The sequence below is a fragment of the Streptomyces sp. NPDC002690 genome, from assembly GCF_053592415.1.
This window is the reverse complement of sequence record NZ_JBSFVR010000293.1, coordinates 1-9,532: the sequence shown is the minus strand read 5'-3', so window position 1 is coordinate 9,532 and position 9,532 is coordinate 1. Positions and strand designations below refer to the sequence as shown.

Below are 9,532 nucleotides of genomic sequence, written 5' to 3'. Positions count from 1 at the left end.
CCGCTCCGAACTCCACGACGCCTTCGTCTCCCTCGCCTGCAGCCTCATCTGCTACCGACGCCTCAAGAAGACCCGACCATGATCGTGTTACGAGCCCTTAGGGGGTTACCGGAGGCGCCGGGAGACGACGCCCGACATCGCGCCGCCGCCTGCGGCGACTCCGCCGTGGGGCATGGGGGTGGCGAAGGGCGGTGTGTCCTGACGGCAGGTCGTGCCGGGCGGGGGAAGGGTGCCGTCGATGAAGTAGCGGCTCTCATGGGCGTTGACGCAGCCGCTGGTGTTGATCAGCGCGGTGTGGCCGTAGCCGGTGTTGGTGAGGAGTCGGGCATCGGCCAGTTCCTCGGCCATGGCCTGCGCGTTCGTGTAGGGCGTGGAGGGGTCGAAGACGGTGCCGACCACCAGTACGGGGTGCGCCGTGGGCTTGTTCCACGGGCCCGTGTACCGGTTCTCCGCCCGGGTCAGCCAGGTGGCACACGGCTCCGCGGCCCAGGTCCAGTGGCGCCCGGGGTCACCCGTACGAGCGGCGCCGGCCTCCTCGAGGGCGGGGTAGACGGCGGTGTCACGCGGGTTGGGGCTGTCGCCGCAGAGCACGGCGCCCGCCTGTTCGTCGCCCAGGTACGGATACGGCACCGGCGGTGCGGGCAGGGGCGCGGGCGGTGCGGGGACGCGGCCCTGCCACAGGTCCTGCAGCCGGCCGGCGAGCTCCGTCCATCCGGGGTGGAGGGTGTAGAGGCCGGACACCGTGTCACTGACCGCGGCGGCGTAGGTCCAGGCGCCCACGGGCTGCTCGCGGAGCCGCCGCATGAGCTGGTCGAACTTGGACCGGGTCGCCTGCGGGCTGCCGGCCGAGAAGGCGCAGTGGTCCGTGCCGGTGGCCCCGCACCGGGTGAGGAACTGCTCCAGGGTGGAAGCCGCGGTGGTGTCGGAGCCCATGCGCAGGAAGGTCGGCAACCGGGCGTCGTCCATGGCGTGGTTCGTCCAGGCCCGCGGGTCGATGTTGCTGTCGAGGGTCATGGCGCGCACATGGCCGGGGTAGAGGTTGGCGTAGGTGGCGCCGAGGATCGTGCCGTAGGAGATCCCCAGGTAGGTCAGCTGCCGGTCTCCCACGGCCTGGCGGAGCAGGTCGAGGTCGTGCGCGCTGTCGGCCGTCGACACGTGGCGCAGGAGTTCCGGGTCCCGCTTCAGACAGCGCTGGTACAGGTCCTTGAACGCGGCGTTCCAGGCCGCCCGCTGCTGTTCGCCCACCGGGAACCCGGCCGGTTTGCGGGCCGCCCAGGCGGCGGCCTCCTCGGGAGTACCGAAGCAGTTCACCGCGGTGCTGTGGCCGATTCCGCGGGGATCCCAGCTGACGATGTCGAACCGCTCCCGCACTTCTTCGGGGAAGGCTTCGTAGTTCTGCGGCATCTGCACCGTTCCCGGCCCACCCGGGCCGCCGGGGTTGAAGAGCAGTGAGCCGATGCGCTTCCCCGGGCCGGTCGCCTTGCGCCGGACGAGCGCCAGATCGATCGTGCGGCGGCCGGGGGCGGCGTAGTCCAGCGGTACCTCGGCGGTGGCGCAGTCGAAGGTGCTGCCGGGCGAGCAGGGTCTCCAGTCCAGCTGCGGGACGGCCACCCGAGGTGGTGGCGGCCCGCCGGCCAGCGCGGGGTCGGATCCCGTGAACACAGCCGAGCAGATCACCATCGCGGCGAGGGCCGCGGCACAGCGCCGGCGCCCCGGTATGGAGGCGCGTACGGGCATGCGTGCGGACATGCGGAGTCTCCCTGTCTCGCGTGGAGGGGCGCCCGTGCCGCCGGTTCGTGGGGATCGGTACGCGTGTGCTTCCACCACACCGGCGTGCGGTCGTGGGCGCGAACCGGCGGCGGCCGAACGGGGCCGCGTGCGGGCGGGCTCACGGCGCGGCGCCCGCGTCGGACGTGGGGGCGTCTTGATCGGGGCGTGGACCGGCCACGGGTGCGTGCACAGGGGAGAGGTACGGGCCGGTCAGCGGGGAGAGGTACGGGCCGGTCAGCGCAGTTCGACGACCGGCCGGACGAAGAAGTCGTCGTCACTGTCCTCGCCGTCGGGTTCCCGCAGGAATTCGGCGAGTCCGGGGTTGTGGTTGGCGGTTGCCATGGGCAGCCAGGTGAGGAAGGTGCCGTAGCCGCCGCAGGCGGCCTCGCCGCCGTAAACGTGGCCGGGGTCGCTGGTCACCTCCGCCTCGTACACGCCGTATCCGAAGCGCAGGCCGAAGGCGTTGGGCAGGTGGTGCGGGCCGGGCACCTCTCCGTACGGGGAGCTGTCGGCCGGGTACGTGTCGCCCCAGCGGAACAGGGTCTCCGCGCCGGCGCCGGCGGCGTGCTCCCACTCGTCGGGGGTGGGCGGACGCAGACCGCGGGCCCTGAGTACGGAGGCGACCTCGGCCGGTGCGCCGGAGAGCGCCTCGGCCTCCATCGCCATGAGGACGGTGGGAAGGGTGACCGTGCGTCGGGGTGTGAGGACGCCGGCGAGGTGGACGAGGAGGTCGGCGTCGAAGCCGAAGCCGCCCGCGATGCTCTCCTCGCGGTAGGAGCGGAGCTGTTCGGCGGTCGGGCTCCACGCGGTCAGGTCGAATCCGACGCGCACCTCGCCGCCGGGTATCAGGGCGAACCCCTGCCCGTCCCGCTCGATCACCGCGCGGTGCGGGATCCGGCCCCGCGCCGGGTCGCTCTCCCACTCGGCCAGGGTGCCGCCCACCTGGTGGGCGGCTTCCTCGGCGCGGCTGCGCGCGGTGGCCGGGTCGAAGGCGCACCAGCGGTCGAAGGTCAGGGCGGTGAGTGACATGCCGGAAGTCTGGCACCCGCCGCCGACAGCGGCAGCGGGTCGGACACCCCGCCCCCGGAGGACCGGGGGCGGGGTGTCTTTGTGCTGACCGGAGTCGGGGTGCGGCTCAGCGGCCGTAGCGGATCAGCGTGCGGACCATGCGGCAGGTGAGGTCGGACGGCCGGTGCATACCGAGGCGCTCGGCGGCGCGGCGTATGCGGCGGTTGCTGGCGCTGGAGGGCTGGTAGACGCCGGAGTCGAGCAGGGCGATCGTCAGGCGCATGGCCTTCAGCCGGCGGTTGTGGGCGACGTACCACTCACGGGGGCGGCCCGCCGGGAGCCTCTTCTTGGGGTGGGGAGCGGCGAACGGCTGCATCGGTAGGAACGGGGCGTGGAGCGTCGGGTCGAGCGGCTTGGTCGTGACTGCGGCGACGGCCATCGGCAACCTCCTGGCGCGGTGGTGGAACCCTCACGAACTGCCTTCATTTTACCGCCTCGCACTGACAATCACCCCTGGCCAGAGGGGATTTCGGCCGTCCGTCGCACCCTCCTCGGCCGTATCCTCGACCCCATGGAGATCTGGATCAATCCGCAGTGCTCGAAGTGCCGGAGCGCCGTCTCGCTGCTGGACGCCGAGGGGGCGTCCTACACGGTGCGCAGGTATCTGGAGGACGTGCCGGCGCCGGACGAGATCCGGGCGGTGCTGGACCGGCTCGGGCTGGAGCCGTGGGACATCACCCGGACCGGGGAGGCCGCCGCGAAGGAGCTGGGGGTCGGCTCGTGGCCCCGCGAGGCGGCGGAGCGCGACCGCTGGATCGCGGCGCTCTCGGCCGAACCGGCGCTGATCCAGCGGCCGATCATCACCGCCGAGGACGGCACCGCCGTGGTGGCGCGCACGGAGGACGCGGTACGGGACGCGCTGGGGCGCCGCTGAGTTCCGCGGCACCCCACCCCCGCCCCGCCCCGCCCCGGTGGTGTTCCGGAGTGCCCGTCAGCGCTCCGCCGGGCCGCCCGGGCCCGTGAGCCTCCGGCGGCGGGGCCGCCAGGGCCCGTGCGCCAGCGCGAGCGCGAGGCCGCCGATCGCCGCCAGACCTGCGGCGGCGCCGAGGTACCCGGGGCCGGCTCCGCCGGTCGCAGCCAGTTCGGGGGCCGTGCCGCCGCCGGACGTGGACCCGCCGACCGCACCTCCGGTCGTGGTCCCGGCCGTGGTGCCGGTGGTGGCTCCGCCGGAGGTCGTGGAGCCGGTGCCGCCCGTGCTGCCGGTGCTGCCGCCGTCGGCCCCGTCCTCGGACGGATTGACCACGATCTTCGCGGTGTTGTTGCCCGGCTCGTGGTCGAACGGCAGGGTCCCCGCCCGGTCCTCGCCCGGGACGAAGGCGATCTCGCCCGTGGCGTTCGGGACGACCTTGTCGATGCGCAGCTCGAACTCCAGCGCCAGCGTGTCGTTCTCTTCGACGTAGGCGTTCACGGTGCTGCACCGGTACGTCGTGGCTCCGGCAGCCGGGACCTCCTTCCCGTCCGGGTCGACCGGGTGACAGAACTCGGGTGCGCGGGTGACCGTGGTGCCGGGCGGCACGCCGACGTCGAAGACACCGATGGGCGTTTCCGTGTCGTTGTCGACCCAGGCCGGGCCCTTGTTGACGAAGGTCACCGCCGCCTTGACGGTGTCGCCCTTCTCGCCCGTGACCTCGGCCCCGGTGAGGGCGAAGTCGGCGCTGCTGTCGGCCGTGACATGGGTGAAGGGGAGCGCGTCGAGGTACTCGGCCCCGGCGGGCGGGGTCTCCCGCGCGACGAACCGCAGCTCGTCGCCGACGCCGTCACGCGAACCGGTGTGGAAAACCGGCGAGTCGGCCTGGGCGACCAGCGTGTACCACTCGTACAGAGCGCGCGGCTGCAGGGTGAGGGCGACCGGTTCCTCGGGTGCGTAGACGACGCCCGGTTCCAGGACCTGTTCGATGTCGCAGGTCGCTTGCACCTGCGCCGGGCCCTCGTCCTGCGCGGGGATCTCCTCCTGCGAGCAGTTCGAGTACTTCTCCGCGAACGCGGTGCCGGTCGATCCGCCGATGTAGAGCGTCACCCGCTCCGCAGGTCCGTCACCGGCGTTCTTCACCAGGATCTCCAGCGGCACGGTGTCGCCCGGTTTCACCCCGGTGACGGGCGAGGGCTTGGCGAACTGCAGCAGCGGGGTGCCCGCCGCCCGAGCTGCCGACGCGGCCGGTCCGTCGCTCCCCCCGTCCGCGACGGCCGGTCCCGCCGACGTCCAGGCCACCGCTGCCAGTGCGGCGATCAGCCCCAATGCTCGCGTCCTGCCCACGGAACCCATCGTCCCTCCGAAGGGGTGCGCCCGGGGCGCGTCCCTCGCGGCCCGTACACACCCGGTTGATGCCTGAGAGACACGTCCGGGCCCCGGACGGTTGTACGCCCGGGGCCGGTACGCGGCGGCGCGCGCCGTACGCCGGTCACGATCCGCGGGTCACGATCCGGCGGGCGCCGCCGGGCCGGCCTGTCCGAGCTGCGCCTCGGCCTCCGCGAGCAGTTCCGTCAGGCGCGCCCCGAAACGTACGTCGCAGGGGTGCGGCTGACCGGTGCGTACGGCTTCCGCCAGCGCGTCGACCGCTCCGGCGAAGGCGTCCAGGGCGCCTCCCCAGCGGGGCAGGGTGGCGACGCCGTGTTCGCCGCGGAGTTCGATGTCGGTGCCGACGGCTCCGAGCGGGGCGCCGAGGCCGAGGGTCGCCGTGCTGGAGGCTCCCGAGGTGTGGCGGAGCACCAGGTGCACGGTGTCGGACGGGCCCCGGACCGCGGTCAGTTCCGTCACGTCGCCGAGGACCGGGAGGAGTACGGAGAGGACGTGCGGGCCGACGTCCCAGAGGCCGCCCTTGTCGCGGCGCCACGGTGAGGCGGCGTACTCGCTGGTGGAGCCGGGCGCCCAGAGCGCGCCGAGCCACTGGCCGCGGGCGGTGAACCATCCGTCCAGCGCGGCCTGTTCGGTGATCCAGGCGGCCGTCTCGGGGGCGAAGCGCAGGGTGCAGAAGACGACGGAGGCGACGCCGGACCGGGCGGCGGCCTCGGCGACCTCGTGGGCGCCGGCCGCCGTGGTGGCGACGGGCTTGTCCAGCAGGAGGTGGCAGCCGGCGGTGGCGGCCCGGGCGGCGATCGGGGCCTGTACGTCCGGCGGCAGCGCGACGGCGACGGCGTCACTGGCGGCGAACAACGCGTCCAGGCCGTCGTCTCCGGCGAAGGCCGGGACGCCGTGGGCACCGGCCAGGGCGGTCGCCGCTTCGGGGCGGCGGCCCCACACCCCGCTCAGTTCGACGCCGGGGTGGGCGGCGAGGGCGGGGGCGTGGGTCTTGCGGGCCCATGGTCCGGTGCCGAGCAGTCCGATGCGCAGGGGGGTCGCGGAAGTCGTCATGCGTACCAGTGTGCGGGCAGGTTCCCGCCCGTCCCACGAGCGCGGGCACGTATACGACGGCGCCGCCGGACCGTGCGGGCGGCGGGGTACGGGGCTCCGCCGCTTCGCTCGTACCCGTACGGCCGGGGGCGCTTACGGCGGGGGTTTTCCGCGGGTGTGACGCGCTTCACCCGCGGAAAACGTTGGTAACACGGGGTTCACATTCGGGCAACGGACGGGAAATCGCGCCTTGCGAAGCTCTGCGCATAGACCTCGCAGCACCGCAAAGGATGGCTTCCGTGACGTTCAAGGCTGAGTACATCTGGATAGACGGCACCGAGCCGACCGCCAAGCTGCGTTCGAAGACGCGGATCCTGGCCGACGGCGCGGAGCTGCCCATCTGGGGCTTCGACGGTTCGAGCACCAACCAGGCCGAGGGCCACGCCTCCGACCGCGTCCTGAAGCCCGTCTTCACCTGCCCGGACCCGATCCGCGGCGGTGACGACGTCCTGGTGCTGTGCGAGGTCTTCAACATCGACATGACGCCGCACCCGACCAACACCCGTGCCGCGCTGCGTCCGGTGGCCGAGCGCTTCGCCTCGCAGGAGCCGATCTTCGGCATCGAGCAGGAGTACACCTTCTTCGCGGGCCACCGTCCGCTCGGCTTCCCCGAGGGCGGCTTCCCGGCCGCGCAGGGCGGCTACTACTGCGGTGTCGGCGCCGACGAGATCTTCGGCCGCGACATCGTCGAGAAGCACCTCGACAACTGCCTCAAGGCCGGTCTCGGCATCTCCGGCATCAACGCCGAGGTCATGCCCGGCCAGTGGGAGTTCCAGGTCGGCCCGCTGTCCCCGCTGGAGGTCTCCGACCAGCTGTGGGTCGCCCGCTGGCTGCTCTACCGCACCGCCGAGGACTTCAACGTCTCCGCGACCCTCGACCCGAAGCCGGTCAAGGGCGACTGGAACGGCGCCGGCGCGCACACCAACTTCTCCACCAAGGCGATGCGTGAGGGCTACGACCCGATCATCACCGCGTGCGAGTCGCTGGGCGAGGGCTCGAAGCCGCTCGACCACGTCAAGAACTACGGCGCCGGCATCGACGAGCGCCTGACCGGTCTGCACGAGACCGCCCCGTGGAACGAGTACAGCTACGGCGTCTCCAACCGCGGCGCTTCGGTCCGTATCCCGTGGCAGGTCGAGCAGGACCAGAAGGGCTACATCGAGGACCGTCGCCCGAACGCCAACGTCGACCCCTACGTCGTCACGCGGCTGATCGTCGACACCTGCTGCACCGCGCTGGAGAAGGCCGACCAGGGCTGATCCCCCGCACCTCCCCGTACGCCGAGAGGGCGCCCGCCGGTTTCCGGTGGGCGCCCTCTCGGCGTACCGGGCCGGACCCGGCTACGCGGACGGCAGCGTGCCGTACCCGTCCAGGTGGAGCCTCAACGCGCAAGTGTCCTCGGCCTCGACGTGCACCGGCCGGCCCCAGTACTCGGCGAGGCGGTGCGCGACGTCGACGAGCCGGCGGCGTTCCTCCGGGGAGTGGGCGGGAAAGCGGACCCAGCCGCGCTCGGCGATGACGGTGCCGAGTTCGTTGAAGAGGGTGGCCCGGGCGCGCCGCTCCTCGTCCTCGGTCAGCGGGGTCGGGTCCCCCTCCGCGGGCCGCACGCGGACGTTGTACAGGTCTCGGATCACCGGATGCCCACCCCTCGCCGGGCGCGGACCGTCGTCCGCACGCGCTCCGAGCAGGCTATCGGCCCGCAGGAGGAGGGCGGGGACGCGGGGACGGGCTGGGAGTCCCCGGGGCTGCCCCGTCCCGGGCCCGCGCCCGCTCCGGAACCGGAGGTCCTGGAACGGCTGGAGGAAGCCGTCAGGAGCGAACCACGCGGCGTGTTCGACACGTTGGAGACGCCGACCGGCTGGAAACCGCCTTCGCCGTGCTGGGGGCCGCCGTCCGACCGCCCGGCAGAACTTCACCTGTCGCCGTTCCTGCGGGATGGACGAGGTCTGGGCACAGGACGAGTCGGCGCGTGGTTTCGCCTTCTTCCACTCCCGGTCCACCGCGAGCGCGGCATCGGGCCGCGGACTCACCCTGTACTACGGCGGGTTCGACGAGTCCGAGGAGACCACTGCCGCGACGGGCCGCGAGGTCGCGGCGGCGCTCCGGGAGGCCGGGCTGGACGTGGAGTGGGGCGGCGATCCCTCGAAGGCCATCGACGTACCCGCGCCGGACCGGCGGAGGCGGCTGGTGGGCTGAGAAGCGGGTAAGGCCAGCTCAGGGCAGGTGGAAGCGCGGCCCGGGGGCGGGGCGGGGGGCGTGTGACGCAAAGGGTCCGTATCGACGGGTGAGAGGAGACTCCTGTCCCGCCGCATTCTCTGCTTCAATGGGCCCATGGCCGGCTTCCAGTACACCTCATCGGGTCGCAGCGACCTTGAGCCGTTCTGGCCTTCCCGTCAGCACCACGACTTCGACCGGGTGTGTTGCCGCGCGAGGAACGCGCAGGCCCTCTAAAGCCGCTCACCCCGGTCTTCGGCCCGCGCGCACGACGTACGTCCCTCGACGACTCCTCGCGCGAAAGAGCTGACCCTCATGGCGAACGCCCGTACTTTCTCCGCCTCCGCCGCCACCGCGGCATCGGCGGCCCCCGCTGCGGCCACCACCACCGCCCGCACTCTCCCCCCCAACCGCCGGCTCCGTTCGGTCGACCGTGACGACGTCGTCCGGCTCACCGACATGGCCGACCTGCTGCCGCCGGGAGCCACCTGGCTGCCCGCGCCCCAGCATTCCCTGCCCACCCTTCCGGGACGGCCGCCGATGATCGGCTACCTCGTCCTCGTCCCGGCCGACCAGCAGGCCGCCCTCGCGGGCGCGTTCACCGACGCCCAGCCCTTCGCCGCCGGACCGCTCCCGCAGGGCGTGCTCGCCCCGCAGGCCGTGGTGCGCGAGGCTCCCGCGCCGGACGGTCCGGTGCTCATCGACTCCACCCGGCGCATCGCGACCGTGGACGGCGTGGCGCTCGACCTCACCTACCTGGAGTTCGAACTCCTCGCCCATCTGGTCGCCCACCCCCACCGGGTGCACACCCGCGACCAGTTGGTGACGACCGTGTGGGGCTACGGTCACGTCGGCGACGGCCGCACCGTCGACGTCCACGTCGCCCGGCTGCGGCGCAAGCTCGGCGCCCAGTACCGGCACTCGATCCAGACCGTCCGCCGGGTGGGTTACAAGTACGCCCCCTGACAGGGCTGTCGAGCGGCGAACGGCCCCGTGCTCGCGGTACGAGACCGCGACCGAGTTCGTGGACGCCCGGATCATCGAGCGGCTGTGCGAGCCCGAGCGTCAGCTGATCTTCCGCGTGCCGTGGTC

General features: G+C 72.9%; 10 protein-coding genes. 4 read left to right on the top strand and 6 right to left on the bottom strand.

Annotation, left to right across the window (positions count from 1 at the left end; genetic code table 11):
- Positions 1-105: 105 nt before the first annotated feature.
- The 3 genes from ACWD3D_RS27810 to ACWD3D_RS27800 form a co-directional block, all read right to left on the bottom strand.
- Entirely contained in the window at positions 106-1,749 is a 1,644-nt protein-coding gene (locus tag ACWD3D_RS27810) for an alpha/beta hydrolase (protein ID WP_451463531.1), read from the bottom strand.
- A gap of 255 nt (positions 1,750-2,004) precedes the next feature.
- Positions 2,005-2,799: a hypothetical protein gene (locus ACWD3D_RS27805; RefSeq protein ID WP_451463530.1), complete on the bottom strand. Its 795-nt coding sequence runs from the start codon at positions 2,797-2,799 to the stop codon at positions 2,005-2,007.
- Between the two features lie 106 nt (positions 2,800-2,905).
- Complete coding sequence (locus ACWD3D_RS27800; protein WP_451463529.1) at positions 2,906-3,217, bottom strand: hypothetical protein; 312 nt, start codon at positions 3,215-3,217, stop codon at positions 2,906-2,908.
- A 132-nt stretch (positions 3,218-3,349) separates the two neighbouring features.
- On the opposite strand from ACWD3D_RS27800, the gene ACWD3D_RS27795 reads away from it, so the two are divergent.
- On the top strand, positions 3,350-3,712 hold the full coding sequence (locus ACWD3D_RS27795) for an ArsC/Spx/MgsR family protein (protein ID WP_451463528.1): 363 nt from the start codon (positions 3,350-3,352) through the stop codon (positions 3,710-3,712).
- Between the two features lie 57 nt (positions 3,713-3,769).
- Here ACWD3D_RS27795 and ACWD3D_RS27790 read toward each other — a convergent pair whose 3' ends face one another.
- Positions 3,770-5,092 carry a hypothetical protein gene (locus ACWD3D_RS27790; RefSeq protein WP_451463527.1) on the bottom strand — a complete coding sequence of 441 codons (1,323 nt, stop codon included), beginning with the start codon at positions 5,090-5,092 and terminating at the stop codon, positions 3,770-3,772.
- Between the two features lie 159 nt (positions 5,093-5,251).
- On the bottom strand, positions 5,252-6,187 hold the full coding sequence (locus tag ACWD3D_RS27785) for a Gfo/Idh/MocA family protein (RefSeq protein WP_451463526.1): 936 nt from the start codon (positions 6,185-6,187) through the stop codon (positions 5,252-5,254).
- Positions 6,188-6,465: 278 nt separating this feature from the next.
- Between ACWD3D_RS27785 and glnII the strand changes: the two genes are divergently transcribed.
- Entirely contained in the window at positions 6,466-7,485 is a 1,020-nt protein-coding gene (gene glnII, locus ACWD3D_RS27780) for a glutamine synthetase (RefSeq protein ID WP_451463525.1), read from the top strand.
- Positions 7,486-7,566: 81 nt separating this feature from the next.
- Here glnII and ACWD3D_RS27775 read toward each other — a convergent pair whose 3' ends face one another.
- Positions 7,567-7,860: a hypothetical protein gene (locus tag ACWD3D_RS27775; protein WP_451463524.1), complete on the bottom strand. Its 294-nt coding sequence runs from the start codon at positions 7,858-7,860 to the stop codon at positions 7,567-7,569.
- Between ACWD3D_RS27775 and ACWD3D_RS27770 the strand changes: the two genes are divergently transcribed.
- Together ACWD3D_RS27770 and ACWD3D_RS27765 are read left to right on the top strand one after the other, a co-directional pair.
- Complete coding sequence (locus ACWD3D_RS27770) at positions 7,742-8,422, top strand: DUF6891 domain-containing protein (RefSeq protein ID WP_451463523.1); 681 nt, start codon at positions 7,742-7,744, stop codon at positions 8,420-8,422. The two genes, ACWD3D_RS27775 and ACWD3D_RS27770, sit on opposite strands and share 119 nt — an antisense overlap.
- Before the next feature lie 333 nt (positions 8,423-8,755).
- A complete protein-coding gene (locus ACWD3D_RS27765; protein WP_451463522.1) occupies positions 8,756-9,406 on the top strand; it encodes a winged helix-turn-helix domain-containing protein in 651 nt (216 codons plus the stop codon).
- Positions 9,407-9,532 lie beyond the last annotated feature (126 nt).

What these genes read in the sequence shown, in the direction of transcription:
- ACWD3D_RS27810 (WP_451463531.1), bottom strand. Translation starts at nt 1,749, where the DNA reads ATGTCCGCACGCATGCCCGTACGCGCCTCCATACCGGGGCGCCGGCGC.
- ACWD3D_RS27805 (WP_451463530.1), bottom strand. Translation starts at nt 2,799, where the DNA reads ATGTCACTCACCGCCCTGACCTTCGACCGCTGGTGCGCCTTCGACCCG.
- ACWD3D_RS27800 (WP_451463529.1), bottom strand. Translation starts at nt 3,217, where the DNA reads ATGGCCGTCGCCGCAGTCACGACCAAGCCGCTCGACCCGACGCTCCAC.
- ACWD3D_RS27795 (WP_451463528.1), top strand. Translation starts at nt 3,350, where the DNA reads ATGGAGATCTGGATCAATCCGCAGTGCTCGAAGTGCCGGAGCGCCGTC.
- ACWD3D_RS27785 (WP_451463526.1), bottom strand. Translation starts at nt 6,187, where the DNA reads ATGACGACTTCCGCGACCCCCCTGCGCATCGGACTGCTCGGCACCGGA.
- ACWD3D_RS27770 (WP_451463523.1), top strand. Translation starts at nt 7,742, where the DNA reads ATGACGGTGCCGAGTTCGTTGAAGAGGGTGGCCCGGGCGCGCCGCTCC.
- ACWD3D_RS27765 (WP_451463522.1), top strand. Translation starts at nt 8,756, where the DNA reads ATGGCGAACGCCCGTACTTTCTCCGCCTCCGCCGCCACCGCGGCATCG.